Genomic DNA, 24669 nt, shown 5'->3' on the forward strand with positions numbered 1-24669 from the left:
GTTATGGCAATCTATCGTGGTATGAACCGGCAACAGCTGGATGCGGCCTATAACAACTCGGCCCGGGTTGCGGATTTCCCGGGGCTGATGCGTGAATTGCGTGCCCGCAGCGAGGTGTTCTATTCCACGCAGGATTGCCGCCGGGACCTGCGCTATGGCACCAGCGCCCGCCAGACCTATGACTGGATTTCGTGCGGCAAGCCGAATGCGCCGGTCTTTGTCTTTATCCACGGCGGCTATTGGCAGAACTGCGTCAAAGAGGATTTCGCCTATTCCGCCGCCGGTCCTCTGGCGCATGGCTATGACGTGATCCTGGCCGAATACACGCTGGCGCCCGAGGCCTCGATGACCCGGATCGTGACCGAGATCGGTCAGCTTCTGGACCATCTTGTCCCTCAGATCGCCGGACGGCCGCTGTGTCTGTCCGGTCATTCGGCGGGCGGGCATCTGGCCGCCAGCCATCGCAGCCATCCCGCCGTGACCCGGGTCATGCCGATCAGCGGGCTTTACGATCTTGAGCCGATCAGCCTTGGTCAGCTGAACGACAATCTGCGCCTCACTCCGGAAGAAATCGCTGCCTACAGTCCCCAGCATCACATCGGCCCCGGTGCGCCGATGCTGATCACGGTCGGCGGTGGAGAGCTGCCCGAACTGATCCGCCAATCCGACGAATATGCCGCCGCCTGTCAGCAGGCGGGCGAACAGGCCGGGCTGCTGCATGTCAAGGATTGTGACCACTTTCAGGTGCTCGACGATCTCGCCGATCCTGCCGGTGCGCAACTGACCGCCCTGACCGCAAGGCCCTGACCCGTATCATGAAACCGGCCGCCTGACCGCAGGTGGCCGGTTTCGCATATTGGCGGGACGGGGGATCAGGTCGCTTTCCTGCCGTCGCTGTTCTGACGGGAAAGCTGCGCCTCAAGCGCCTCGGCGAAACGGTCGAAATCCTCGGCAAAGGCGGTCAGCCGCGGTTCGGCCCAATCCGAGACCACCTCTCGGATCAGCTCGTGTTTGACGCGCTGGATCTCGGCAAAGATGCGGTCGCCCGACTTGGTGCGTCGCAGGACTGCGCGGCGCGCATCCTCTTGCGCAACCTCGCGGATCAGAAAGCCTTGCCGGACCAGTTCCGCCACCAGCCGGCTGGCGCGTGAGGGATCAATGCGCAGCTGTCGGGCGATATCGCCAACCGAAACCTCGGCCGAAGGGTCAGGCCCCTTGCTGCCCGGCTGCCCGGGCACCAGCCCCAGCGCATCGAGGTCAGAAATATCCAGCATTGGCGCGACGTTCTGCAAGGCAAGCCGACCAATGATACGCCGCCTGATCAGCGTGCGCATCCGCCCCATCGCGGTCGAGATGCGGGCGATCCCCTCTGTCCGGCTGGTGTCCTGCATCATTGCCTTTCCGCTGACTTTCCTGCGGCTAAATATGTGCTATTGACATATATATGCCAAAGTCACATATTCTGCAACGCATAGTTTTGGTCCGCGACCGGTTTCGTGGCGTTCAGTCAGGTTTTTCCAGTTATGTTACAATCCGCAGCACCCGGCCCCGCCGGGATCGGCCATCGGCGCCGTACGATCATTTTTTGTTTCCTCATGCTCAGCATGTTCATGGCGACGCTGGACAACCAGGTTGTTTCGACCGCGTTGCCGACCATCGTGGGCGAGTTCGGCGCCATTGAGCGTTTTGGCTGGGTTGGCTCGGCCTATCTGCTGGCACAGGCGGCGATCATGCCGGTTTATGGCAAGCTGGGCGATCTGTTCGGGCGCAAATATGTGATGATCTTTGCGGTCGCGCTTTTCACGCTTGGCTCGGTCGTTTGCGGGCTTGCATGGTCGATGAACAGCCTGATTGCCGCGCGGGCCTTTCAGGGGCTGGGCGCGGGCGGGATCATGGTTTCGATCTTTTCGATCAACGCCGACCTGTTCGAGCCGCGCCAGCGCGCACGGTATCAAAGCTTTTCCAGTCTGGTGCTGATGGCCTCGGGCTCGGTCGGGCCGACGCTTGGCGGCATGATGAGCCAGCATCTGGGCTGGCGCTCGATCTTTCTTATCAACTTGCCGATTGGGATGGTGGCGCTGCTGGGTCTTGCGCTGCTGCTGCCGCAAAGAAGGCCCCAACGCCAGCCCAGGGTTGATTATCTGGGCGCGCTGACGCTAGCCGTCGCGATTGCGGGGATCGTGCTATGGGCCGACAGCCAGTCTCTGTTCGGCTCGCTCACCTCGGTCCCGGCGCTGGCGCTGCCGGTGATTTCAGCCGGGGCTCTGGCGCTGTGGCTGGCGATCGAGCGCCGGGTGCCCGAGCCTATCATCCCGCTAAACCTGTTCCGCGACCGCAACTTTTCGCTGTTGCTGATCGTCGCGGCCACCAGTGGCGGTATCGCAATCGGCATGGTCAATTATCACGCGCTGTTCTTGCAGATGACAACCGGGTTGTCGCCGGCGTCGGCGGGGCTGTTCTTTATCGCCGTCACCACCGGGATTGCCATCGGCTCGCTGACGGCGGGGCGGCTGATCTCGGCCACCGGGCGTTACAAGCCCTGGCTGGTGCTTGGCCTCAGCCTGGCGCTGGCCAGCCTGACCGGGCTTGCCAGTCTGCCGCTGCATGTGCCGTTCTGGGCGGTCGCAGCATTGCTGATGGGGCAGGGCATGGCCATTGGGCTGGGCCAGCAGGCGCCGATTATCGGCGTGCAGATTGCATCTCCGTCCCAGGATGTGGGTGCGGCGACAGGGGCCGTGACCCTGACCCGTATGGCAGGCGCATCGCTTGCGATCTCGGTCTATGGGGCCATCCTGTCGGACCGGCTGGGACAGACCACCATCCATGGCGCTGGCGCGCTGGCCGAGATGACGCCTGATCGGATGTCGATGCTGGCCGCCCCGCAACGCGAGGCAGTGGCAGCGGCGTTCCGCGACGCTTTTGTCTGGGTATATCTGTCGGCGGTAGTGATCGCGGCGGTCGGGCTGTTGGCGGCCGCGATGCTGCGCCCGACGATGCTTGCCCCCAGTCGACCTGCCGGACCTGTCATGGGCGGCGTGCGGCCCGAGCTGGGTGCGGCCCCGATCGCCCATTCTTCGCGATAAAGGGCCACACCGGCACGGGGCCGCACCGGCGCGCCTTTGCTGCCCTGTTAAGCCGCGCGGCGCAGCCGGGTCGCGGCTGCCTCGGCCAGATCAATGAGCAGGGTCCGGCTTTCCTCCCACCCAAGGCAACCGTCGGTAATGCTTTGGCCATAGACAGGCGGCGCGCCGGGAACCAGATCCTGCCGGCCCGCGACCAGATTGCTTTCCAGCATCAGGCCGCGAATGCGATGCTCGCCCCCGCGGATCTGGGCCGCGACATCGGCGCTGACCTCGATCTGCCGGGCCGGGTCCTTGCTGCTGTTGGCGTGGCTGGCGTCGATAACGATGCCCGGATCAATGCCAGCCCGCCTGGCGGCCTCGGCAACCTGCGCGACATGGGCGGTGCTGTAATTCGGCCCGTCATGACCACCGCGCAGCACGACATGGCAGGCGTCATTGCCGGTGGTGGTGGCGATGGCGGCGCGGCCTTCGGCGGTGATGGCCGGGAAGCTGTGCGGGCGCGCGGCCGAGCGGATCGCATCCAGCGCCACCTGCACCCCGCCATCCGTGCCGTTTTTGAACCCGACCGGACAGGACAGCCCCGAGGCAAGCTGGCGATGTATCTGGCTTTCGGTGGTGCGTGCGCCAATTGCACCCCAGGCGATGAGATCGGCAAGGTACTGCGGCAGGATCGGGTCCAGGAATTCGGTCGCCGCTGGCAGGCCCATGCGGTTGATATCCAAAAGCAGGCGCCGGGCCATCGGCAGACCGTCCTCGATCCGGTCCGAGCCGTCCAGATGGGGGTCGTTGATCAACCCCTTCCAGCCGACGGTCGTACGCGGCTTTTCGAAATAGACCCGCATGACGATCTCCAGCCGGTCGCCAAGCGCGCGGCGCAGCTCGGCCAGACGTGCGGCGTAATCCAGCGCCGCCTTGGTGTCGTGGATCGAGCAGGGCCCGGCAATGACCAGCAGACGCTCATCCTGTCCCGACAGAATGGCACGGATCGCAGCGCGGCTGTCAGCCACAGTACGCGAGATGGCCTCGTCCCGGGGCAGGGCGGCCGCCAATGCGGCTGGCTCGGGCAAAGGGCGAAGGGTGACGATATGCAGGTTTTCGGTCTGGATGGTCATGGTTCTTTCCTGGAGAGAAAGGCCGGACCGGAAGCGTATCAAACAGAAAAGCCGCCGGTCTGGCCAGCGGCTTCGGGGTTTGTGATCGCGCCTGAGCGCTACACGGCCACCCACGTCCGCTGGGGACAGCGGAACCAATAAAACGAGGTGGTGTAGGGCTTCATCTGCGACATGCCTTCTGCATAGCCGCGCCGTAACCGCTTGTCACGCGAAATCTGATGGGAACAGTCTGCCAGATATCTGCGTCATTTCCTGCAATCTACGTGTTCAGGATTTTGAGCAATTCAGGTTGAGAATCGTCCGGCCCTGCGCCAGATCTGTCAGCCGGCGCGGATAGGCGGCGGCATGGATCGGCGGGGGCAGGATGAATTACCCGGACACGCAGCTTTTGATTGATGGAACCTGGCGGCCGGCGCGCGATGGGCGTGGCCTGCCGGTGTTGAACCCGGCCACGGGGGCCGAGATCGGCCGCGTCGCCTGTGCCGGTATCGCCGATCTGGACGAGGCGCTGGCCGCCGCGAACCGCGCCTTTGCGGAATGGCGGCTCAGCTCTCCGCTGTATCGTTCGGATCTGATGCGCAAGGCGGCGGCGCTGCTGCGTGAGCGGGCCGAGGTGATTGCCGCGATCATGGTGGCCGAACAGGGCAAGCCATTGGCTCAGGCCCGGATCGAGACGATGGCCGGGGCCGAGATCATCGAATGGTTCGCCGAAGAGGCGCGGCGCTGCTATGGGCAGGTCATTGCGCCACGTATCCCCGGCGTGACCCAACTGACGGTGAAAGAGCCCTTGGGCCCCGTCGCGGCCTTTACCCCGTGGAATTTTCCGATCAATCAGGCAGTTCGCAAGGTTTCGGCGGCGCTGGCAGCAGGCTGTACGATTATCGTCAAGGCGGCCGAGGAAACGCCCGCCTCTCCGGCTGAGCTGATCCGTTGCTTTGTCGATGCGGGTGTACCGGCGGGGGTGGTGAACCTTGTCTATGGCGACCCGGCCGAAATTTCGTCCTATCTGATCCCGCATCCGGTGATCCGCAAGGTTTCGTTCACCGGTTCGACGGCGGTGGGCAAGCAGCTTGCCGCGCTGGCCGGGCTGCATATGAAGCCAGCGACGATGGAGCTGGGCGGTCATGCGCCCGTGCTGGTCTTTGACGATGCCGATGTCGAGGCGGCGATCTCGGCCATGGCGGCGTCCAAGCTGCGCAATGCCGGGCAGGTCTGCATCTCGCCCACCCGTTTTCTGGTGCAGGAGGCGGTGGCGGATCGTTTTACCGAAGGTTTTACCGCCACGCTTGCCTCGGCCAGGGTGGGGCCCGGAACCGACCCTGACAGCGCCATGGGTCCGCTGGCGAACGAACGCCGGATCCCGGCTATCGAGCGGCTGATCCGCGATGCGCTGGATCGCGGCGCGCGGCTGGCGACCGGGGGTAAGCGGATCGGCAATAAGGGCTGGTTCTTTGCCCCGACCGTGCTGACCGATGTGCCCGCCGATGCTGCCGTAATGAACGAAGAGCCCTTTGGTCCCATTGCTGTCATCAACCGTTTCCGCACCGATGACGAAGCATTTACCGAGGCGAACCGGCTGCCTTACGGGCTGGCCGCCTATGCCTGGACACGCAGCTCGGCGCGGGTGCAGCGTTTGCAGGATGAGGTTCAGGCGGGGATGCTGACCATCAACCATATCGGGCTGTCGCTGCCCGAGGTGCCTTTTGGCGGCATCGGCGATTCCGGCATGGGGACCGAGGGCGGGTCCGAGGCGATCAACGCCTATCTGCAAACCCGCTTTGTCACCCGCAAGGGTTAAAGATAGGGCGGCGTACAGGCCGAGACGACGACCGCCTCTCGGTCCGGGATATTGCGAAAGCGGTGCGGCTGGTTCGACGCGAACAGATAGCTGTCGCCGCTTTCAGCACCCGGCTTTGATCGCCAACGGTCAATTCGACTTCTCCGGCGATGACGATGCCGCCCTTGCTGCCGTGATGGGCCAGCATGGTCTCGCCGGTATCGGCGCCGGGTTCATAGCGTTCATGCAGGATTTGCAGATTGTACAGCCGCGAGGTCAGGTCGCGCAATTCAGCCGGGGTAAAGAAGGGCTGCGGGCTTTGCGGCAGATCGGGTTCAAAGAATTCGGACATGGTGACGCTTAGCCCGCTAAGGATCTTGCGCAGCGAGGCGACCGAGGGGCTGGATCGTCCAGTCTCGATCATCGAGATCTGGCCATGCGGCACGCCCGAGGCTTCGGCCAGCTGCCGCTGGGACATGCCCGCAGCGGTGCGCAATTCCCTGAGCCGTGCGCCGGCGTCGAAATCGCTCATCCTTGCCCCTATCCTTTTTTGCGCAGCTTATCAGGGCGGGGTGATGCGTTCCAACTCCATACCGATACGAGATTTCCTGAAAATCTATGCTCAATATATCGAGCATGAAATAAGCCGATTCCATCAGTTCGGAGATCTGGACATGGAATCAACGCAGTTGAGCACCCCCGTCAGGCGGCGGTCGCGCGCGCGGGGTCGGTACGCGGGATATCTATGCCGTCTGGGCCGGGAATGCCGGGCTATGGACCGCCGAGGGGCGGCGGATGCTGGGTTTCGCCGCCGGGATTGCCGTGACCAGCACCGGCCACCGCCACCCTAAGGTGATCGAGGCGGTTCAGCGCCAGATGCAGGCCTTTACCCATACCTGCTTTCATGTCGCGCCCTATGAAACCTATGTCGATCTGCCCGAGCGGCTGAATGCCCTGACCCCCGGTGATTTCGCCAGGAAAACCATGCCTGCCACCACCGGGGCTGAGGCGGTCGAGAATGCGGTTAAGATGGCGCGTGCCTTTACCGGGCGTTCGGGGGCGATCGCCTTTAACGGTGCTTTCCATGGGCGCATGTTGCTGGGCATGGCGCTGACCGGCAAGGTTGCGCCCTATAGCAGGTTTCGGCGCCATGCCGCCCGTGGTCCATCACGGCCTTTTCCCCAACCCATGACCAGGGTTTCGGTTGCGCAGGCAGTCGCGCATCTTGAGGCGCTTTTCGCCTCATCCGCCGATCCCCGCCGTGTTGCCGCGATCATCGTTGAGCCGGTACAGGGCGAGGGCGGGTTTAACATAGCTCCGCCCGAGTTTCTGGCAGCGCTGCGCCGCATCTGCGACACCCATGACATCGTGCTGATCGGGGATGAAATTCAGGCGGGTATGGCGCGGACCGGGCGCATGTTCGGTTTTCAGCATTCCGGTATCGCGCCGGATCTTGTGACCATGGCCAAGGGTCTGGCAGGGGGCGTTCCCTTGCCGGCGGTGACGGGCCGGCCGGGATCGTCGATGCGCCGGCCCCCGGCGGATTGGGTGGCACCTATGCCGGCAACCCTCTGGCAGTTGCGGCGGCGCTGGTAGTGCCGGAGGTGATCGCGGCCGAGGATCTCTGCGCCCGTGCCGAAGAGATCGGTCTGGCGATCCGGGCGGTTACAAAAGCTCGCCGGGCGCTTCCCTGCTATCGGTGACGTGCGCGGGCTTGGCGCGATGAATGCGTTTGGGCTGGTGCGGACAGATGACCCCAGCCAGCCCGATCCGCAGCTGACCGCCGTCATTGTTGCCGAGGCCGAGGCGAGGGGGCTGATCCTGCTGTCTTGCGGCACGCGTTACAATGTCATCCGCCTGCTGCCGCCGCTGACCATCCCCGAGGATCAGTTGTCCGAGGCGCTGGACATCCTTGAAGCCTCGATCGAGGCGGCATTGGTCCCGGCCTGATCATCAAGACCTTCGCCGTCCCGCGCCATGCGGACGGCGATCCAGTCCCGAAAGGCGGCCAGCGGTTTCAGCCCCGATTTGCGGGTGGGCCATGCCAGCCAATAAGCGCCGCTGCCCGGCACCCCCTGCCGCAGCAGCGGCGCAAGCCTGCCCTCGGCGATTTCGACGCGGGCCAGATAATCGGGCAACAGCGCCACTCCCAGACCCGAGATCGCCGCCTGAATCATCATCGAGAACTGGTCCATCATCATCCCGTTCAGCGGCTGGGGCGGTGGGGCGCCCTGTCCGCGAAACCATGCCTGCCACGCATCGGGTCGCGTCGGCAGCTGCAACAGCACCATCCCGGCCAGATCGGCGGCGCAGGCGACCGGCCGGCGGGCCAAAAGCCCGGGCGCGGCGCAGGCGGTCAGTCTTTCATCGAAAAGCTTCAGATGCTCGGCCCCGGGCCAGTCGTCCTGGCCATAATAGATCATCGCGTCAAAGGGCTCTTCATCAAAGCTGAAGCGGCGAAAGCGGGTCGTCAGGTTGATCGAGACGCCGGGATGTGCCGACAGGAAATCGGGCAGGCGTGGCGCAAGCCAGCGCGTGGCAAAGGTCGGCAGCACCGCCAGATCCAGGCTGCCGCCATCGGGATTGGCTATCAGCGACATGCTGGCGCGCTGGACCAGATCCAGCGCCGCTGCAATGTCGCGGAAATAACGCTCGGCCGCTTCGGTCGGGGTCAGGCGCTTTTTGTGGCGGATAAACAGGGGCTGGCCCAGCTGTGCCTCAAGGCTCTGCAAAAGGCGGCTGACGGTGCTTTGCGTCAGCCCCAGATCCTGCGCCGCCCCGGTGACCGAGCCGGTGCGCATCACCGCGTCAAAGGCCAGCAGCAGGCTGAGGTTGGGAAGAAAGCGTCTTTGCCGCAAGAACATTCATCCTATGCATGAACTAATGAGGATTATCCATTTTCCGGCCGGGTTTGAAAGCGGTAATGAATAAAGTGACAGCATTATTGCATGAGGCATGACGTGACGACGAAATCGCATAAGGGCGGCGCCTTTTCCTGGTCCGATCCGTTCCTGCTTGACGATCAGCTGACCGAAGAAGAGCGGATGATCCGCGACACCGCTGCGGCTTTTGCCGCCGACCGGCTGGCTCCGCGGGTCGAGGCGGCTTATCTCAATGAGGAAACCGACCCCGAGATCTTTCGTGAGATGGGGGCGTCGGGCCTTTTGGGCGTCACGGTTGACGAAGCTTACGGCGGTGTCGGCGCCTCTTACGTCTCTTACGGCCTTGTCGCGCGCGAGATCGAGCGTATCGATTCGGGCTATCGCTCGATGGCCTCGGTACAAAGCTCTCTCGTCATGTTCCCGATCGAGGCCTATGGCAGCGAAGAGCAAAAGCAGAAGTACCTGCCCAAGCTTGCCACAGGCGAATTCATCGGTTGTTTCGGCCTGACCGAACCTGATGCGGGTTCGGACCCCGCTGGCATGAAAACCCGCGCCCGCAAGGTTGACGGTGGCTATGTGCTGAACGGGTCCAAGATGTGGATCTCGAACGCGCCCATCGCCGATGTCTTTGTGGTCTGGGCCAAGTCCGAAGCCCATGGCGGCAAGGTGCGTGGCTTTGTGCTGGAAAAGGGCATGAAGGGCCTGTCCGCCCCCAAGATTGAGGGCAAGCTGTCCCTGCGCGCCTCGATCACTGGTGAAATCGTGATGGAGGATGTCGAGGTTGGCGAAGACGCGCTGTTGCCCAATGTCGAGGGGATGAGCGGCCCCTTTGGCTGTCTTAACCGGGCGCGCTATGGCATCAGCTGGGGCGCGATGGGTGCGGCCGAGGATTGCTGGCACCGTGCCCGCCAATACGGGCTTGACCGCCACCAGTTCAACCGCCCGCTGGCCGCGACGCAGCTTTACCAGAAAAAGCTGGCCGATATGCAGACCGAGATCGCGCTGGGCCTGCAGGCCAGCCTGCGCGTCGGGCGGCTGCTTGATGAGGGCAGGTTCGCGCCCGAGATGATCTCGATCATCAAGCGCAACAACTGCGGCAAGGCGCTGGATATCGCCCGCATGGCCCGTGACATGCACGGCGGCAACGGCATCCAGATCGGCTATCACGTCATGCGCCATGCGCAAAACCTTGAGACGGTGAACACCTATGAGGGCACCCATGACGTGCATGCGCTGATTCTTGGCCGTGCCCAGACCGGCATTCAGGCCTTTTCCTGATGGCAGAGCCGGCACTCAGGGGGCTGCGCGTCGTCGAACTGGCGCGCATCCTTGCCGGACCGTGGATCGGCCAGACCCTGGCCGATCTGGGTGCCGAGGTGATCAAGGTCGAGGCGCCCGAGGGCGACGACACCCGCCGCTGGGGCCCACCTTTCATTGAGCGGGCGCGCGCCGATGGTACGACCGAACGGGTCGCGGCCTATTTCCACGCCGCCAATCGCGGCAAGCGCTCGGTCACCTGCGATTTCAACGATCCCGCTGATCTTGAGCGTCTGCGGGCGCTGATTGATCAGGCAGATGTGGTGGTCGAGAACTTCAAGCTGGGCGGCCTGCGCAAGTTCGGCCTTGATTACGAAACGCTGTCGGGGCGCAATCCCCGGCTGATCTATGCCTCGATTACCGGCTTTGGTCAGGATGGCCCACGCGCCGCCCAGCCGGGCTATGATTTCCTGATCCAGGGCATGTGCGGCATCATGGACCTGACCGGAGAGCCGCAGGGCGAGCCGCAAAAGGTCGGTGTCGCCTGGATCGACATCTTTACCGGCCTTTACGGCGTGATCGCGGTACAGGCGGCGCTGGCCGAACGCCAGCGTTCGGGCCTTGGTCAGCATCTGGACCTGTCACTGCTGGATTGCGGGGTGGCGGTGCTGGCCAATCAGGCGACGAATTACCTGTTGGGTGGGGTAGTGCCGCATCGGCTGGGCAATGCCCACCCGAATATCGTTCCCTATCAGCTGTTCCCGGCCTCGGACGGGCACCTGATTATTGCCTGCGGCAATGACCGCCAGTTCTCTGCCCTGTGCCGCGTGCTTGGGCTGACCGGTCTGGCGGACGATCCCGATTATGCGACCAACCCCGCACGGGTTGCAAATCGTGTCCGGCTGGTTCCGTTGCTGTCGGATGCCACCCGTCTTCGGACCCGGGCAGATCTGATCGCCGCGCTGGAGGGGGCAGGTGTCCCCGCCGGTCCGGTCAATGATCTGGCCGAGGCGCTGGCTGATCCGCAGGTTCAGGCGCGTGGTCTGCGCGTCGCCCCCGAAGGCATCGCCGGTCTGCGCAGCCCCTTGCGCTTTTCGCGCAGCCCGCTTGTTACCGACCGTGCCGCCCCGTCCTTGGGCGAGGGCGAATGGCGCTTTGAAAGCTAGTCGCTGCCGCGCCGCCCTTCACGAAAGGCGGTGCGGCAGCTGCTTGGGGTCTGGCCGGACATGGCCCGGAACAGGCGCGAAAACTGCGCCTGATCGCTGAGGCCTAAGCGATAGGCGATCAAGGCCAGCGACAGACCTCCGGCATCTCGCGGGGCCTTCAGCCGGGCCTCGCGGATGAATTGCACCACCGTGGTTTCGATATCGCCAAACAGGTCGTGCAGATCGTGTTTCCAGATGCCGCAGGCGGCTGCCACCGTCTCGGGCGCCAGCGAAAGGTCGGTGAGCTGGCGCAGGACAACATCCTGCGCACGCTTAAGATGGGCGGCGCGGATGACGGTGGCCGCCCCGCTGTCGACCTCGGCATGTCGGTCAAGCGCCAGCAGCTCGATCAGATGCCGGCCAAGAACCTCGGCTGCGGCGGGGTCCGTCGGTATGGCATGGGCGCGGTGCACCGTCTTGGCAAACAGCCCGCCCAGTCCCTTGCGCCCGTCAAAAAACGTGGCGCACAGCCGTTCAGCCAGCGCGCTGCGCGCAATCTTCATCACCAGCAGATCGTTGCGGGCCTGACAGGCAAAGCGATAGGGTTCATCCCCGTGTCCGATGATAAAGCCGCCCGGCGTGCAGGTGATGTCGCGGCCAGGCTGGCGAAACAGGACCGGCACAAGGCTGGGAATGGTGACCAGATATTCCCCGGCCTCGCCCTGACGGATCAACCCCGGCACCCGTTTGTAACAGGTGGGCTCGGTGCACAGCCGCGACAGCGAGACACGACCGGTGCTGCGCCGCTCTAGCCGACCCTGAAAGGTACCCGGGTCCCGATAGCTGAGCTGTGGCGGAAAATAAGTATCCGCGATGAGGGCAGACCGCTGCGCCGCGCGTTCGGTTGGCGCAGCGGTCGGCGTTGCTGTAGCTTTCAACGGCCATGATACGCCTCCCCGCATCGACTGGACGCTTCGTGGCGCGCAGGACCCGTCGGGCAAAAGAAAACTCGCATACCGGGGTGGGGGATTGCCCATCTGCGCCCGATCCTGCCGTGCGGATGGGCGGTGGTGCACGCAAGACAAGTTTATCTGCACCCCGCGCCAAGACCGCCGCCCGCCTGCGGCGCAACATCGGCTGATCGGAAAGATGTCGCGTCAGACGGCACCCCGCGGAGATCATCGTGGACAGCCCTTTCGGCTGTCCTGCTGCGCGTGCCTGTGCGGCCCAGACAGGGAGCAGCCATGACCAGACCCCATCATCCTGTCGGTGGTGCGCGGCGTTCTGGCAACCGGGCAGCGCGAGATGACGCTGACGCTGGAGCAGACCGCGCGCAGCTCGGCCTTTAACCTTGCGCTTGGCTATTTGACCGCGCTTTTCAACCACACGCCCGAAATGATCCGGCAATGTCAGGACATCCCGATCTATCTCGGCAGCCTGATCCCGGCGATGAAATCGGCGGCGCGCTTTTTTTAGGCGATATCCACGAAGGCGATCTGATCCAGCATAACGACCCCGCATATGAGGGCAGCCATATCATCGGCACCTGCATGTATTACCTGGGTTTCCACGAGGGTGAGCTGGTGTTCTGGCCGGTCTGCAAAGGGCACCTGACCGATGTGGGCGGCCCCGTTCCCGCAGGCTGCAACCCCAACGCGACCGGGATCTTTGCCGAAGGGTTGCGTATCCCTCCGGTTCTTGGATCGTGGCAAGGGAAGGGGCCGTCCCAGGCCCCGCCCATCAAGCAATCACAATAATCACACAATCAGAACAGACAGGGAGCTTCGGCCATGGCTGGATCTTTGGATAATTCACAGGAGTTGGAGTTTTCGGATCGGCCTGTGCCAGCCGATCAGCGCATGGGCCGGCTGCCGCTGACCATGGTTGCTCAGCCGTGTTCTATCTGGTTATCGCTGCCTCACTGGCGCTGGTCTATGGCGCAAGAAATGCCATCACCGGCCTTGTGCTGTCGGTGCTGACCTACGCGGCGGTGAATGCGGTGCTGGTCCGCCATGCGATCCGGACCGGGCTTAGCGTCTCGTTGTTCTCGCGCATTCTGCCGGGTCGCAGCGGGGCGGCGGTGGCGACGCTGATCTTTTTCGCGACTGACATATATTGCGCGGTATTCGAGGGCCCGGTGATCGCAGTGGCGCTGATCTTTGGCTAGATCCGGAACCGGCTTGACCAGTTCAACTGGGTGCTCTGCCGTTCTATCTTATCGGCCTTGTGGCGGCGTTGTCTTATGCGGTGCGCTCTGGCCGGATGGCGGCGCGGCGGGCACTGTCCTGATCCCCGATGCAAGGCCGGTTGCGTGCGGCCGGTCTTGCTGTCAGATTCGGCCATCGGAGGAGCAGCAGAGGCCCAGGCCATGTCCCGCAGTCACGGGGTCCAGATGCGGATCGAGGACCCGGCGTCGCGCAAGGCGGCGTCGGGGCGCTGGTGGCTGGTCTTTGGCCTTGCCGTCGTTGCGGCGATCCTTTGGCTGGGCACCCAGCTTGCCTATCAGCATTACTTTCGCCAGGGGCAGGCGCGCGCCGCCACCGCGCTGCGGCTGACGGTGAATGCGCTGACCGCCGATCTGGCGCGCTATGAGGTGGTGCCGCAACTGGTCGCCGATCTGGACCTGATCCACCAGCTGGCCGCCGATCCCGGCAATGCCGCTCTGCGCCGCCAGACCAATGAATGGCTGGCCGAGCAGAATGAGGATGTGCAGGCCTCGGATATTTATCTGATTCTGTCCGACGGCCAGACGATCGCCCATTCGGGCTATCTGGGCCCGGCAAGCTTTGTTGGTCAGAATTTCAGCTATCGACCCTATTTCATTGATGCCATGGCGGGCGGACAGGGGCGTTTTTACGGCATCGGCACGACTTCGGGCATCCGGGGCTATTTCTTTTCGGCCCCGGTGCTGGATCAGCAGGGCCGGGTCGTCGCCGTGGTCGCAGTCAAGATCGGCGTTGACCGGATCGAGGCCTCGTGGCGCGGCAACCAATACCGGGTGCTGGTGACCGACCCCGAGGGCACGGCCTTTCTGTCCTCAGAGCCAAGCTGGCTTTACCATAGCATCCAGCCCCTGACGGCCGAGCGGCTGGCGCGCAGCGAGTCCTCGCGCCGCTATGCCGGGACTCCGCTTTCCGAACTGCCGGTTGAGCGGCTGAACTTGCATGGCGTGCCGATGTTCCGCCTGCCCCCCGCTTTGAGCGATGAGGTTGAGCGTAGCCACGACTATATCGTTGCCTCGGAGCAGATGCCGGCGGCGGGCTGGACCGTGCATGTGCTGACCGACAGTGCTGACCTGCGGGCCGAGGCGCGGCTGGCGATGATCAGCCTGTTGCTGCTTTTGTCGGTGGCGGGCTTTGGGCTGATGATGTGGCGCCAGCGCCGTGCCCAGGCGGCCGAGCGGCTGGCCATGCAGCAATTCGCCACTGCCGAGCTTGAACGCCGGGTGATCGAGCGCACGGCCGCCCTTGCCCGCGTCAACGGCCAGCTTGAACAAGAGATCGCCGAACGCCGCGCCACCGAGGCCGAGCTGCGCGCCGCGCAAGCCAGTCTGGTACAGGTCGGCAAGCTGGCGGCGCTGGGGCAGATGTCGGCCTCGCTCTCGCATGAGATCAACCAGCCGCTGGCGGCGGCGCGCAACTATGCCGACAGCGCTGCCATCCTGATCGAGCGGGGCGATTATGCCCGCGCCCGCGACAATATCGTCCAGATCCTTGCTTTGGTTGACCGCATGGCCGCCATTGGCAAGCACCTGCGCCACGCGGCGCGCAAACCGGATGAGCGGCTGGGGGCGGTCACGCTGGCTTCGCTGATCGACGAAACCCGTACCATCGTCGCCGCGCGTCTGGCGAGCAGCGGGGCGGAGCTTGAACTGGACCTGCCGGCCGATCTGCCGCCGCTGCGCGCGGGGCCGACGCGCCTGCAACAGGTGCTGGTCAACCTGATCACCAATGCCGCTGATGCCGTCGAAGGGGGCGCGGATCGCCGTATCACCCTGTCGGCGCGGGCCGGAGGCGGGCGTGTCGCCATCCGCGTCCGCGACCGTGGTCCCGGCGTGCCCGAGGCCATTGCCGCACGGATTTTCGACCCGTTCTTTACCACCAAGGGGATGGGGGCCGGGCTGGGTCTGGGCCTGTCGATCACCGCCAATATCGTGCGCGACTTCGGCGGCGAGATCACCTGCCGCAATGCCGAGCCGGGGGCCGAGTTCTGCGTGACCCTGCCCGCCGCCGCCGTTGACGAGGCTGCCGCATGACCCCGCGCGTGCTTTTGGTCGAGGATGACGAGCAGATGCGCAGCTCGACCGCGCAGGCGCTTGAGCTTGCCGGTTTCGCGGTCGAGACGCAGGCATCGGGCGAAGAGGCGCTGGCGCTGGTCGGCCCCGGTTTTTCGGGCGCAGTGGTCAGCGATATCCGCATGCCTGGTATGGACGGGATGACGCTGCTTGGCCGCCTGCATGAGATTGACGCCGAAATTCCGGTCATCCTTGTCACCGGCCATGCCGAGGTGCCGCTGGCGGTCGAGGCAATCCGCGGCGGGGCCTATGATTTCATCGAAAAGCCCTTTGTGGTGCAGGAACTGGCGACCGTTATTCGCCGTGCGATTGACCATCGCGGTCTGGTGCTTGAGAACCGCCGGCTGCGCGCCGTGGCCGGCAAACGTGACGATGTCGAGGCCCGTTTGCCCGGTCGCACTCAGGTCATGGTCGATCTGCGCTATCGGCTGCGCGCAATCGGGGCCTCGGACACAGATACGCTGATCATCGGGCCGACGGGCGCGGGCAAAGAGGTGGTGGCGCGTGCGCTGCACGACATCTCGCCCCGGGCGGGACGGCCTTTTATCGCCATCAACTGCGCGGCTTTGCCCGAGGCGCTGATTGAAAGCGAGCTTTTCGGCCATGAGGCGGGGGCGTTTCCCGGTGCGCTGCGACCGCGTTACGGCAAGTTTGAACACGCGCGCGGGGGCACCGTACTGCTTGATGAAATCGGTTCGATGCCGCTGGAACTGCAGGCCAAGCTGCTGCGGGTCCTGCAAGAGCGGGTAATCACCCGGCTTGGCTCGAACGATCCGGTGCCGCTGGATGTGCGCTTTATCGCAGTCAGCAAGGTCGATCTGCAGGATGTGGTCGCACAGGGTCGTTTCCGCGAGGATCTGTTCTGGCGACTGAACGTCGCGGTTTTGCATGTCCCGCCGCTGTCGGCCCGGCGTGAGGATATCCCGCTGCTCTTTATGCAGCTTCTGCGTGAGGCGGCCGCCCGCCATAACCTGCCCGAGCGTGAGGCACCGGCGGTCTTTCTGTCGGGCCTTGCGGCGCGGGAATGGCCGGGCAATGTGCGCGAACTGCGCAATCTTGCCGAACGTTTCGTTCTGGGTCTTGAAAACGCCGATCTGGACCCGGCGGGGCAGGGCGCGCGCCTTGCCGACCGTGTGGCCGAGTTCGAGCGCAGCCTGATCGCCTCGGCCATCGCCGCCCATGGTGGCAGGCTGCGGCCGGTCTATGAAACGCTTGGAATTTCGCGCAAGACGCTCTACGAAAAGATGCAGAAATACGGGCTTGATCGCCGCCTGATTGTCGATGCCGTCGAAGAGGATGGCGGCTGATTGCCTGGGATGGGTGGAAATCCACCCATTATTGCCGCGGCATGTTACCTGTTCCACCCATTTTGTGCGTCAGGCAGCGATTTGCAGGGTCGCGGGGCGCTTTTTGATTTGTGCCGCGCGGCTCTGCCGCCGCACCATTCCCCAAGGCCCGTGTCGAGGAGGACACCGGCCGCAGCATATATGGGGGAGGGAAGATGGCTTACCCAAGGCTTATCGGCGCGCTTTGCGCCACGACGATGCTGGTCGCCCCGGCATTCGCGCAGGACTGGCCGCAGCGTCAGATCACCATGGTGGTGCCGTTCTCGGCCGGGGGGCCGACCGATACCGTGGCGCGGATGGTGGCCGAACGGATGTCGGCCGATCTTGGCCAGCAGATCATTATCGAAAACATCGGCGGCGCGGGGGGCACCCTGGGGGCCGGCAATGTCGCCAAGGCCGATGCTGATGGCTATACGGTGCTTTTGCATCACATCGGCATGGCCACCTCGGCCACGCTATACCGCAACCTTGCCTATGACACGCTGGACGCTTTTGAATATGTCGGCCTTGTGACCGAGGTTCCGATGGTGGTCGTGTCCCGCAAGGACTTTGAACCCAAGGATTTCAAAGAGTTCATTTCCTACGTTAAAGATAATGCCGACAACCTGACGCTGGCCAATGCCGGGATCGGCTCGGCCTCGCATCTGTGCGGGATGATGCTGATGTCGGCGCTGGACGTGCAGCTGGTGACGGTCCCTTACAAAGGCACGGGCCCAGCGATGACCGACCTTCTGGGTGGTCAGACCGATCTGATGTGCGACCAGACGACCAACACCACCCAGCAGATCAAGGGCGGCACGATCAAGGCCTATGCCGTCACCACGCCCGAGCGGCTTGAGCTGTTTGCCGATCTGCCGACGGCGATGGAAAGCGGGCTTGACGGTTTTGACGTGTCGATCTGGCACGGCATCTACACGCCCAAGGGCACGCCCGCCGAGGTCAATGAAAGGTTGTCAAAGGCGCTGCAGGCCGCGCTGGCGGACGAGGGCGTGATCAAGGCCATGGCCGACCTTGGCACCGCCCCCTCGCCTGCCGGGGACGCCACGCCCGAGGCGCTGAAAACCAAGCTGGAAACCGAGATCGCCCGCTGGAAGCCGGTGATCGAAGCGGCTGGCGTCTACGCCGACTGATCCGGCCTATCCTGCGGCCGTGCCTTTTGCGGGCAGGGCCGCCTCAAGCAGGGAGAGGAAATTCATGTCCACAAAACCCAAGGACGGAACCGACATAGCCGCCGGGCTGCTGCTTATGGCGGCCGCCGGCTTTTTCGGCTGGCAGACAAGGGCGCTGGAAATCGGCACATCGCTGCGCATGGGGCCGGGTTATTTCCCCATGGTGCTGTCGGGGGTCCTGTTCCTGCTGGGGCTCGTCGTTTTTCTGCGCGCCTTTGGCCGCGAAGATGACGAACCCTTTGGCAAGATCGCCTGGCGCGGCATCCTGTTCATCCTGCCCGCGCCGATCTTTTTCGGTCTGACGGTGCGTGGTCTTGGTTTCGTGCCCGCGCTGTTTCTGACCTCATTCATCGCGGCACAGGCTTCGGTGCGGATGCGGCCTGTGCCGGCGCTGATTCTTGCGCTGGCGGTGACGATCCTGTCCACGCTGATCTTCAGCTACGGGCTTGGGCTGCCGTTCCGCCGCTTTGGCCCCTGGGTCCAGTTCTGACGGGGGGATGGCATGGATCTTATCAGCAATCTTGCACTTGGTTTTTCGGTCGCCTCGTCCTTTGCAAACCTTGCTTTCTGCCTGATCGGGGTGCTGCTTGGCACGCTGATCGGGGTGCTGCCCGGGATCGGTGCGACGGCGACCATCGCCATGCTTTTGCCGATCACCTTCCAGCTTGAGCCGGTAAGCTCGCTCATCATGCTGGCGGGGATCTATTACGGCGCGCAATACGGCGGTTCGACCACCGCGATCCTGATCAACATGCCGGGCGAAAGCTCGTCCGCCGTGACGGCGATTGACGGCTATCAGATGGCGCGCAAGGGTCGGGCGGGCACCGCGCTTGCCGTGGCGGCGCTCGGTTCGTTCTTTGCCGGCACGGTATCGACCTTTCTGGTGGCGATCTTTGCCCCGCCGCTGACCGAGGTGGCGCTGAAATTCGGGGCGGCTGAGTATTTCAGCCTTATGGTCATGGGTCTGGTGATGTCGGTGGCGCTGGCCCACGGCTCGGTCGTCAAGGCCCTGGCCATGGTGGTGCTGGGGCTGCTGCTGGGTCTGGTCGGTACCGACATCTATACCGGCGCGCCGCGCTTTACGATGGGCATCACCCAATATGCCGACGGGCTGAACTTTGTCGCCGTCGCGGTGGGTGTCTTTGGCATTGCCGAGATCCTGCGCAACCTTGAGGATGAGCATGACCGCGAAGTGATGACCAAAAACATCACCCGTCTGTTCCCGACCCGCCAAGAGCTGAAGCAGATGATCGGCCCGGTCCTGCGCGGCACGGGTGTCGGCTCGGTGCTGGGCATCCTGCCGGGCGGTGGGGCGATCCTTGCCTCTTTCGCCTCGTATACCGTGGAAAAGAAGCTTTCGGCCCATCCCGAGGAATTCGGCCAGGGCGCGCTTGCCGGTGTTGCCGGTCCTGAAAGCGCCAATAACGCCGGTGCGCAGACCAGCTTTATCCCGCTGCTGACGCTGGGGATTCCGGCAAACCCGGTGATGGCGCTGATGATCGGTGCAATGATCATTCAGGGCATCGTGCCTGGTCCGAACGTTGTCAGTGAACAGCCGCGCCTGTTCTGGGGCATCATTGCCAGCATGTGGATCGGCAACCTGATGCTGGTCGTGCTGAACCTGCCCCTGATCGGGCTGTGGGTGCGGCTGCTGACGGTGCCCTATTATGTGTTGTTCCCGATCATCATGGCCATGTGCTCGATCGGGGTCTATTCGGTGGCCTCGAACACCTATGACCTCTTTGCCGTCGCCTTCTTTGGGCTGCTTGGCTATGTGATGTCCAAACTGCGCTGCGAACCTGCGCCCCTGCTGCTGGGCTTTGTGCTTGGCCCGCTGCTGGAAGAGAACCTGCGTCGCGCCATGATCCTGTCGCGGGGCGATCCCACCACTTTCCTGACCCGTCCGATCAGCGCCACGCTGCTGCTGCTGTCGCTTGGCGTATTGGTTCTGGTGTTCATGCCCCAGATCCGCAAGCGCCGGGACGAGGTCTTTACCGAAAGCGATGCCTGAAATGCTGAACAGGGAGAGAAACCAATGACCGTATCCATCACCCGCCGCCTGCTCTTGGGCGCTGCCATGGCGCTTGGCCTGGCCGGGGCGGCCGCCGCCGAATACCCCGAACGGCCGATCACCCTGGTGATCCCCTTTGCCGCCGGAGGCTCGACCGATGTGGTGGGCCGCATCGTCGCCGACCGCATGAGCCAGGAGCTGGGCCAGCAGGTCATCGTCCAGAACGTTGGCGGCGCGGGCGGCAGCCTTGGCGCAGGTCAGGTCGCCAAGGCTGACCCCGATGGCTACACCATCCTGATGGCTACGGTTGCGTCCCATGCGCTGAACCCGCTGATCCTTAAGCAGAAACCCTATGACCCGGTTGCGGATTTCGCGCCGATCTCGCTGCTTGTCCTGGTGCCGAACGTGCTGGCGGTTAACCCCGAACTGCCGGTCAACTCGGTGCAAGAGCTGATCGACCTCGCCAAGAAAGAGCCGCTCGCCTATGCCTCGTCGGGCAATGGTACGCCGCTGCACCTGTCGGGCGAGCTGTTCAAGGCCATGGCCGGAATCGACGTGACCCATATCCCCTACAAGGGTTCGGGCCCGGCGCTGACCGATGTGCTGGGCAATCAGGTGCCGATCATCTTTGACAACCTGCCCTCGGCCTCCAGCCATATCGCCTCGGGCAAGCTGCGGGCGCTTGGCGTGACCACCAAAGAGCGTGCGCCCAGCTTCCCCGATGTTCCCGCGATCGCCGAAACCCTGCCGGGATATGAGACCTATACCTGGAACGCGCTTTTTGCCCCCGCCGGCACCCCTCCCGAGGTGATCGAGCGGCTGAGCGCGGCCGCCAAGGCCGCCATGGCCGATCCGGCGGTTGCCGAGCGGATGAAGGACTTTTCGGCCACCATCGTCGCCTCGGGCCCCGAAGAGCTGGCCGGGCATGTCAAGGCCGAGATGGCGAAATGGGAACCCGTTGTCCGCGACGCGAACGTCAGCCTCGACTGATACAGGCGCAGGGGCCGGGGGTAACCTCGGCCCATTTCCCCCTAGTTTTCGGCGGCCGGTGCGGATCTCGTGCCGGCCGCCCGGTTTCCGGCGCCTCCGCCATTCAGACGGCGCAGGGACAGATCCAGCCGGGCCTCAGCCTCGCGGATTTCTCGTCCGGCCTGACGCAGATAGCGGATGTGATCCTCGGCTGCCTGCCGCGCGGTTTGGGCGTCGCGGGCAAGGATCGCCTCGGCGATGGCGCGATGCTGGTGGCGCAGCAACTCACGGATCGCGGGGACTGAAAACAGCCGGCTGCGGTTCTGGATCACGTCCGAACGCAGCACCCCGGCCAGGGCCTGCATGATCTGCAGCAGCGTCAGGTTGTGGCTGGCCTCATAGATCAGCAAATGCAATTCGGCATCCGCCTCGGCCTCTTCGGCGGGGTCGGCGCCGGCATGGGCGCGCTCGATCCGCTTAACGCAGTCGCGGATGCGTGCCAGCTCGATCTCGGTCGCGCGGGTCGCGGCCATCGCGGCGGCCGAGCTTTCGACGATGCCACGGAACTCAAGGTAATCGTCCGCCGCCTCGGTATGGCGGGCAAGCAGCGCGATCAGCGGATCGGTGATCGCCGCCTGACCCAAAGGTGCGACGCTGGTGCCGCGCCCGGCGGCGCTGGTCAGCAGCCCGCGTTCCTCAAGGATTTTCAGCCCGTCACGCAGGGTCGAGCGTGAGACATTCAGCCGCTCGGCCAGTTCGCGTTCGGGCAGCAGCCTTTCGCCGGCCTGCAGCGAACCTTCAAGGATCAGCGCCTCAAGATGTTCGGCGACGGCGGTGGCGGCGCGCTCGGATTTCACGGTAGTGTTGGACATGGCTCGCCTTGGCATTCGGATTCACTTTGCATGAGTCTAAGCATGTTCGCCGGGCTGCGGTCCAGAAAAATACCGATTGACTGGCGTGGTCTGAAAATTATACCACTAATGAAACAGTGGCCGATTAACATAACCGCGCCATTCCTGACCAATGGGGGAGGATAGCTTGACCGGGATTGCCATGCCCCAGCCCGATGCGGGCATTATTGAGCGCGCGCCCCAGATCGTCGCCGCCCTGCGTGAGGTCCTGCCCGATGACGCGGTGATCTGGGACCCCGAGGAAACCCGTGCCTATGAATGCGACGCGCTGACCGCCTATCGCTGTCCGCCGCTTGCGGTGGTGCTGCCCCGCACCACGGCCGAGGTTGCGGCGGCGATGCGTGTCTGTCATCGCCTGCGGGTGCCGGTGGTGCCGCGCGGGGCGGGCACCTCGCTTGCCGGGGGGGCGCTGCCCACGGCCGATTGCGTCATCATCGCCACGCTGCGCCTGCGCGATGTGCTGGAAATCGACACCGAAAACCGCTTTATCCGCGTCCAGACCGGGGTCACGAACCTTTCGGTCAGTGGCGAGCTGGAACCGCACGGTTTTTTCTATGCGCCCGATCCTTCGTCCCAGCTGGCCTGCACCATTGCGGGCAATATCGCCATGAACTCGGGCGGGGCGCATTGTCTGAAATACGGCGTTACGACGAATAACCTGATGGGCGCGACCGTCGTGCTGACCGATGGCGAGGTGGTCGGACTGGGTGGGCCCGAAATGGGGCCGATGGGGCTGGATCTGATGGGGCTGCTTTGCGGTTCCGAGGGGCAGCTTGGCATCGTGACCGAGGCGACCTTGCGCATCCTGCCCCGCCCCGAGGGCGCGCGTCCGGTGCTGATCGGCTTTGACGGGGCCGAGGTGGCGGGGGAATGCGTGGCGCGGATCATCCGCTCGGGCGTGCTGCCGGTCGCCATCGAGTACATGGATGATGTCTGCCTGCGCGCGGTCGAGGCCTTTGCCCGGGCCGGCTACCCCGATTGCGCTGCGGTGCTGATCGTCGAGGTCGAGGGATCCGTGCCCGAGATCGAGGATCAGATCGCCCGCATCCGCGAGATCGCTTCGGCGCTGAACCCGGTCGAGTTCCGCGAAAGCCGCAATGCCGATGAGGCGATGGCGATCTGGAAGGGGCGCAAATCCGCCTTTGGCGCGATGGGGCGGCTGGGTGATTACATCTGTCTGGACGGCACTGTTCCGGTCAGCAAGCTGCCTTATACGCTAAAGATGATCGGCGAGCTTTCGCGCCGGCACGGGCTGGAGGTCGCCAATGTCTTTCATGCCGGCGACGGCAACATGCATCCGCTGATCCTGTTCAACGCCAACAAGCCTGGCGATCTGGCTCGGGCCGAGGCTTTTGGCGCCGACATCCTGCGCCTTTGTGTCGATGTCGGCGGCTGTCTGACGGGCGAGCATGGCGTCGGCGTCGAAAAGCGTGACCTGATGGGCAAGCAATACGACCCTGCGGATCTGGATATCCAGATGGCGGTCAAGGACGTGTTCGACCCGTGCTGGCTTTTGAACCCGGCCAAGGTTTTTCCGCTGGATGCAAGCCAGCCCTGGCGCGAGGAGGCCGCCCGCCGATGACCACCGACGCACCCAGCCGCGCGGGTTTGAGCCCCGCAAGCGAGGCCGAGCTTGGCGAGCTGATCGCCGAACGTCACGCCACCCGCCAGCCGCTGCGCATCACCGGCGGCGGCTCCCGCGTCGAGACCGGGGCGCTGTCAGGCGACACTCTTTCGACGGCCGCCATTTCGGGTGTGGTGACCTATGAGCCGGGCGAGATGACGCTGATCGCCCGTGCGGGCACTCCCTTGGACGAAATTCAGGCGATGCTGGCCGCCGAGGGGCAATCGCTTGCCTTTGAGCCCGCCGATATGCGCGGCGTTCTGGGCGGTAATGGCACCTCGACCATCGGCGGCGTGGTTGCGGCCAATGCCAGCGGGCCTCGTCGTATGCTTGTCGGGGCTTGCCGTGATCACCTGCTGGGCCTGCGCTTTGTGGACGGGCGCGGGCGGGTTCTGAAAAATGGCGGGCGGGTGATGAAGAATGTCACCGGGCTGGATCTGGGCAAGCTGCTTTGTGGCGCCCATGGCACCCTGGGCGTGCTGACCGAGGTGGCGCTGAAAACCCTGCCAATTCTGCCCGACCGCTGCACGCTTGGCTTTCACGGCGTCACTGTGGACGAGGCGGCCCAGATCTTTGCCAGGGCGCTGGCGACCCCTTACGAGGTCTCGGGCGCGGCTTTTCGCGACGGCACCGCATGGCTGCGGGTCGAGGGGCTGGGGCCACAGATGGGTTATCGCCGCGACCGGCTGCTTGCGCTTTTGCAGCCGCGAGAGGCCGAGGTGCTGGACGCCGAGGCCACGCTGAGCCTGTGGCGCGGGCTGCGCGATCTGGATCATTTCGCCGGTACGGCTACGCCGCTGTGGCGGGTGCTTGTCAAGCCAAGCCTTGCCCCCTCGACCGTGCGTGCCTTGCAGGCGCTTGGGGGGACCGTCTCGGTTGATTGGGGCGGGGGGCTGATCTGGTATTGTGGTCCCGGCCCGGCACAAGAGGTGCGGCAGATCGCGCGCCACGCGACGCTGGTGCGGCGGGGCGGGCTTGCGGGACCGGCTTTTGCGCCAGAAGCGCCCGCCGTTACCCGCCTGTCCCTGGGCCTGCGGCGGGTCTTTGACCCTGCGGGCATACTCAACCCCGGACTGATGGATCAGTGAC

At 64.4% G+C, this 24669-nt stretch carries 23 protein-coding genes and 1 pseudogene; 18 read left to right on the top strand and 6 right to left on the bottom strand.

The features are described 5' to 3' along the window. Nucleotides 1-3: 3 nt before the first annotated feature. Complete coding sequence (locus PARACOCCUSGL_RS0112400) at nucleotides 4-807, top strand: alpha/beta hydrolase (protein ID WP_010397013.1); 804 nt, start codon at nucleotides 4-6, stop codon at nucleotides 805-807. A 65-nt stretch (nucleotides 808-872) separates the two neighbouring features. On the opposite strand, the gene PARACOCCUSGL_RS0112405 is transcribed toward PARACOCCUSGL_RS0112400, so the two are convergent. Further along, nucleotides 873-1394, bottom strand: a complete 522-nt coding sequence (locus PARACOCCUSGL_RS0112405; protein WP_010397016.1) for a MarR family winged helix-turn-helix transcriptional regulator — start codon at nucleotides 1392-1394, stop codon at nucleotides 873-875. Nucleotides 1395-1523: 129 nt separating this feature from the next. On the opposite strand from PARACOCCUSGL_RS0112405, the gene PARACOCCUSGL_RS20590 reads away from it, so the two are divergent. Then, complete coding sequence (locus PARACOCCUSGL_RS20590; RefSeq protein ID WP_083825836.1) at nucleotides 1524-3083, top strand: MDR family MFS transporter; 1560 nt, start codon at nucleotides 1524-1526, stop codon at nucleotides 3081-3083. 47 nt (nucleotides 3084-3130) lie between these two features. Here PARACOCCUSGL_RS20590 and PARACOCCUSGL_RS0112415 read toward each other — a convergent pair whose 3' ends face one another. Further along, nucleotides 3131-4195, bottom strand: coding sequence for a 3-deoxy-7-phosphoheptulonate synthase (locus PARACOCCUSGL_RS0112415; protein ID WP_010397021.1), 1065 nt, complete (start codon nucleotides 4193-4195; stop codon nucleotides 3131-3133). A gap of 364 nt (nucleotides 4196-4559) precedes the next feature. On the opposite strand from PARACOCCUSGL_RS0112415, the gene PARACOCCUSGL_RS0112420 reads away from it, so the two are divergent. Then, complete coding sequence (locus tag PARACOCCUSGL_RS0112420; protein ID WP_010397023.1) at nucleotides 4560-5993, top strand: NAD-dependent succinate-semialdehyde dehydrogenase; 1434 nt, start codon at nucleotides 4560-4562, stop codon at nucleotides 5991-5993. On the opposite strand, the gene PARACOCCUSGL_RS20595 is transcribed toward PARACOCCUSGL_RS0112420, so the two are convergent. Continuing rightward, nucleotides 5977-6504 carry a helix-turn-helix domain-containing protein gene (locus PARACOCCUSGL_RS20595; RefSeq protein ID WP_010397025.1) on the bottom strand — a complete coding sequence of 176 codons (528 nt, stop codon included), beginning with the start codon at nucleotides 6502-6504 and terminating at the stop codon, nucleotides 5977-5979. The two genes, PARACOCCUSGL_RS0112420 and PARACOCCUSGL_RS20595, sit on opposite strands and share 17 nt — an antisense overlap. Nucleotides 6505-6767: 263 nt before the next feature. Here PARACOCCUSGL_RS20595 and PARACOCCUSGL_RS20600 point away from each other — a divergent pair. After that, nucleotides 6768-7675, top strand: a pseudogene (locus tag PARACOCCUSGL_RS20600) (aminotransferase class III-fold pyridoxal phosphate-dependent enzyme). Next, nucleotides 7605-7922, top strand: a complete 318-nt coding sequence (locus PARACOCCUSGL_RS22710; RefSeq protein WP_353888801.1) for an aminotransferase class III-fold pyridoxal phosphate-dependent enzyme — start codon at nucleotides 7605-7607, stop codon at nucleotides 7920-7922. The pseudogene PARACOCCUSGL_RS20600 and the gene PARACOCCUSGL_RS22710 overlap by 71 nt, the downstream one beginning before the upstream one ends. On the opposite strand, the gene PARACOCCUSGL_RS0112435 is transcribed toward PARACOCCUSGL_RS22710, so the two are convergent. Further along, nucleotides 7859-8836 (bottom strand): LysR family transcriptional regulator, encoded by a 978-nt coding sequence (locus tag PARACOCCUSGL_RS0112435; protein WP_010397030.1) that lies wholly within the window; start codon nucleotides 8834-8836, stop codon nucleotides 7859-7861. The two genes, PARACOCCUSGL_RS22710 and PARACOCCUSGL_RS0112435, sit on opposite strands and share 64 nt — an antisense overlap. A gap of 84 nt (nucleotides 8837-8920) precedes the next feature. Between PARACOCCUSGL_RS0112435 and PARACOCCUSGL_RS0112440 the strand changes: the two genes are divergently transcribed. Both PARACOCCUSGL_RS0112440 and PARACOCCUSGL_RS0112445 read left to right on the top strand, forming a co-directional pair. After that, nucleotides 8921-10132, top strand: a complete 1212-nt coding sequence (locus PARACOCCUSGL_RS0112440) for an acyl-CoA dehydrogenase (RefSeq protein ID WP_010397032.1) — start codon at nucleotides 8921-8923, stop codon at nucleotides 10130-10132. Beyond that, complete coding sequence (locus tag PARACOCCUSGL_RS0112445; RefSeq protein WP_010397036.1) at nucleotides 10132-11277, top strand: CaiB/BaiF CoA-transferase family protein; 1146 nt, start codon at nucleotides 10132-10134, stop codon at nucleotides 11275-11277. The genes PARACOCCUSGL_RS0112440 and PARACOCCUSGL_RS0112445 overlap by 1 nt, the downstream gene beginning before the upstream one ends. Here the strand turns inward: PARACOCCUSGL_RS0112445 and PARACOCCUSGL_RS0112450 are convergent. Next, the gene (locus tag PARACOCCUSGL_RS0112450; RefSeq protein WP_010397038.1) at nucleotides 11274-12194 is read right to left on the bottom strand and encodes a helix-turn-helix domain-containing protein; all 921 of its coding nucleotides are present in this window, start codon (nucleotides 12192-12194) and stop codon (nucleotides 11274-11276) included. The two genes, PARACOCCUSGL_RS0112445 and PARACOCCUSGL_RS0112450, sit on opposite strands and share 4 nt — an antisense overlap. Nucleotides 12195-12561: 367 nt before the next feature. On the opposite strand from PARACOCCUSGL_RS0112450, the gene PARACOCCUSGL_RS22595 reads away from it, so the two are divergent. From PARACOCCUSGL_RS22595 to PARACOCCUSGL_RS0112495, 9 genes are all read left to right on the top strand, one after another. After that, nucleotides 12562-12732 carry a hydantoinase B/oxoprolinase family protein gene (locus PARACOCCUSGL_RS22595; RefSeq protein ID WP_255348781.1) on the top strand — a complete coding sequence of 57 codons (171 nt, stop codon included), beginning with the start codon at nucleotides 12562-12564 and terminating at the stop codon, nucleotides 12730-12732. After that, nucleotides 12663-13013 carry a hydantoinase B/oxoprolinase family protein gene (locus PARACOCCUSGL_RS21500; RefSeq protein ID WP_202796783.1) on the top strand — a complete coding sequence of 117 codons (351 nt, stop codon included), beginning with the start codon at nucleotides 12663-12665 and terminating at the stop codon, nucleotides 13011-13013. The genes PARACOCCUSGL_RS22595 and PARACOCCUSGL_RS21500 overlap by 70 nt, the downstream gene beginning before the upstream one ends. 137 nt (nucleotides 13014-13150) lie before the next feature. After that, a complete protein-coding gene (locus tag PARACOCCUSGL_RS22175) occupies nucleotides 13151-13423 on the top strand; it encodes a hypothetical protein (RefSeq protein WP_010397039.1) in 273 nt (90 codons plus the stop codon). Nucleotides 13424-13624: 201 nt separating this feature from the next. Next, nucleotides 13625-15511 carry an ATP-binding protein gene (locus PARACOCCUSGL_RS0112470; protein WP_010397041.1) on the top strand — a complete coding sequence of 629 codons (1887 nt, stop codon included), beginning with the start codon at nucleotides 13625-13627 and terminating at the stop codon, nucleotides 15509-15511. After that, a complete protein-coding gene (locus tag PARACOCCUSGL_RS0112475; RefSeq protein ID WP_010397043.1) occupies nucleotides 15508-16857 on the top strand; it encodes a sigma-54 dependent transcriptional regulator in 1350 nt (449 codons plus the stop codon). Before PARACOCCUSGL_RS0112470 ends, PARACOCCUSGL_RS0112475 begins: the two co-directional genes overlap by 4 nt. 194 nt (nucleotides 16858-17051) lie before the next feature. Then, nucleotides 17052-18026, top strand: coding sequence for a tripartite tricarboxylate transporter substrate-binding protein (locus PARACOCCUSGL_RS0112480; RefSeq protein ID WP_010397045.1), 975 nt, complete (start codon nucleotides 17052-17054; stop codon nucleotides 18024-18026). A gap of 64 nt (nucleotides 18027-18090) precedes the next feature. After that, nucleotides 18091-18555, top strand: a complete 465-nt coding sequence (locus PARACOCCUSGL_RS0112485) for a tripartite tricarboxylate transporter TctB family protein (protein ID WP_010397047.1) — start codon at nucleotides 18091-18093, stop codon at nucleotides 18553-18555. A 12-nt stretch (nucleotides 18556-18567) separates the two neighbouring features. Further along, complete coding sequence (locus tag PARACOCCUSGL_RS0112490) at nucleotides 18568-20076, top strand: tripartite tricarboxylate transporter permease (RefSeq protein ID WP_010397050.1); 1509 nt, start codon at nucleotides 18568-18570, stop codon at nucleotides 20074-20076. 24 nt (nucleotides 20077-20100) lie between these two features. Further along, complete coding sequence (locus PARACOCCUSGL_RS0112495; protein ID WP_010397052.1) at nucleotides 20101-21066, top strand: tripartite tricarboxylate transporter substrate binding protein; 966 nt, start codon at nucleotides 20101-20103, stop codon at nucleotides 21064-21066. Between the two features lie 41 nt (nucleotides 21067-21107). Here the strand turns inward: PARACOCCUSGL_RS0112495 and PARACOCCUSGL_RS0112500 are convergent, their stop codons facing one another. Further along, the gene (locus tag PARACOCCUSGL_RS0112500; RefSeq protein WP_010397054.1) at nucleotides 21108-21917 is read right to left on the bottom strand and encodes a FadR/GntR family transcriptional regulator; all 810 of its coding nucleotides are present in this window, start codon (nucleotides 21915-21917) and stop codon (nucleotides 21108-21110) included. 181 nt (nucleotides 21918-22098) lie between these two features. Here PARACOCCUSGL_RS0112500 and PARACOCCUSGL_RS0112505 point away from each other — a divergent pair, with 181 nt between their 5' ends. Next, nucleotides 22099-23538, top strand: a complete 1440-nt coding sequence (locus PARACOCCUSGL_RS0112505) for an FAD-linked oxidase C-terminal domain-containing protein (RefSeq protein WP_010397055.1) — start codon at nucleotides 22099-22101, stop codon at nucleotides 23536-23538. Continuing rightward, complete coding sequence (locus PARACOCCUSGL_RS0112510; RefSeq protein ID WP_010397057.1) at nucleotides 23535-24668, top strand: FAD-binding protein; 1134 nt, start codon at nucleotides 23535-23537, stop codon at nucleotides 24666-24668. The genes PARACOCCUSGL_RS0112505 and PARACOCCUSGL_RS0112510 overlap by 4 nt, the downstream gene beginning before the upstream one ends. Nucleotide 24669: the final 1 nt, after the last annotated feature.

This window comes from Paracoccus sp. TRP, assembly GCF_000185925.1.
GTDB classification, from domain to species: Bacteria; Pseudomonadota; Alphaproteobacteria; order Rhodobacterales; family Rhodobacteraceae; genus Paracoccus; species Paracoccus kondratievae.

Excerpts from the sequence above, each read along its gene's own strand:
- PARACOCCUSGL_RS0112400 (WP_010397013.1), top strand. The coding sequence starts at position 4 with ATGGCAATCTATCGTGGTATGAACCGGCAACAGCTGGATGCGGCCTAT.
- PARACOCCUSGL_RS0112405 (WP_010397016.1), bottom strand. The coding sequence starts at position 1,394 with ATGATGCAGGACACCAGCCGGACAGAGGGGATCGCCCGCATCTCGACC.
- PARACOCCUSGL_RS20590 (WP_083825836.1), top strand. The coding sequence starts at position 1,524 with ATGTTACAATCCGCAGCACCCGGCCCCGCCGGGATCGGCCATCGGCGC.
- PARACOCCUSGL_RS0112415 (WP_010397021.1), bottom strand. The coding sequence starts at position 4,195 with ATGACCATCCAGACCGAAAACCTGCATATCGTCACCCTTCGCCCTTTG.
- PARACOCCUSGL_RS0112420 (WP_010397023.1), top strand. The coding sequence starts at position 4,560 with ATGAATTACCCGGACACGCAGCTTTTGATTGATGGAACCTGGCGGCCG.
- PARACOCCUSGL_RS20595 (WP_010397025.1), bottom strand. The coding sequence starts at position 6,504 with ATGAGCGATTTCGACGCCGGCGCACGGCTCAGGGAATTGCGCACCGCT.
- PARACOCCUSGL_RS0112435 (WP_010397030.1), bottom strand. The coding sequence starts at position 8,836 with ATGTTCTTGCGGCAAAGACGCTTTCTTCCCAACCTCAGCCTGCTGCTG.
- PARACOCCUSGL_RS0112440 (WP_010397032.1), top strand. The coding sequence starts at position 8,921 with ATGAGGCATGACGTGACGACGAAATCGCATAAGGGCGGCGCCTTTTCC.
- PARACOCCUSGL_RS0112445 (WP_010397036.1), top strand. The coding sequence starts at position 10,132 with ATGGCAGAGCCGGCACTCAGGGGGCTGCGCGTCGTCGAACTGGCGCGC.
- PARACOCCUSGL_RS22595 (WP_255348781.1), top strand. The coding sequence starts at position 12,562 with ATGACGCTGACGCTGGAGCAGACCGCGCGCAGCTCGGCCTTTAACCTT.
- PARACOCCUSGL_RS21500 (WP_202796783.1), top strand. The coding sequence starts at position 12,663 with ATGTCAGGACATCCCGATCTATCTCGGCAGCCTGATCCCGGCGATGAA.
- PARACOCCUSGL_RS0112470 (WP_010397041.1), top strand. The coding sequence starts at position 13,625 with ATGTCCCGCAGTCACGGGGTCCAGATGCGGATCGAGGACCCGGCGTCG.
- PARACOCCUSGL_RS0112475 (WP_010397043.1), top strand. The coding sequence starts at position 15,508 with ATGACCCCGCGCGTGCTTTTGGTCGAGGATGACGAGCAGATGCGCAGC.
- PARACOCCUSGL_RS0112480 (WP_010397045.1), top strand. The coding sequence starts at position 17,052 with ATGGCTTACCCAAGGCTTATCGGCGCGCTTTGCGCCACGACGATGCTG.
- PARACOCCUSGL_RS0112485 (WP_010397047.1), top strand. The coding sequence starts at position 18,091 with ATGTCCACAAAACCCAAGGACGGAACCGACATAGCCGCCGGGCTGCTG.
- PARACOCCUSGL_RS0112490 (WP_010397050.1), top strand. The coding sequence starts at position 18,568 with ATGGATCTTATCAGCAATCTTGCACTTGGTTTTTCGGTCGCCTCGTCC.
- PARACOCCUSGL_RS0112495 (WP_010397052.1), top strand. The coding sequence starts at position 20,101 with ATGACCGTATCCATCACCCGCCGCCTGCTCTTGGGCGCTGCCATGGCG.
- PARACOCCUSGL_RS0112500 (WP_010397054.1), bottom strand. The coding sequence starts at position 21,917 with ATGTCCAACACTACCGTGAAATCCGAGCGCGCCGCCACCGCCGTCGCC.
- PARACOCCUSGL_RS0112505 (WP_010397055.1), top strand. The coding sequence starts at position 22,099 with ATGCCCCAGCCCGATGCGGGCATTATTGAGCGCGCGCCCCAGATCGTC.
- PARACOCCUSGL_RS0112510 (WP_010397057.1), top strand. The coding sequence starts at position 23,535 with ATGACCACCGACGCACCCAGCCGCGCGGGTTTGAGCCCCGCAAGCGAG.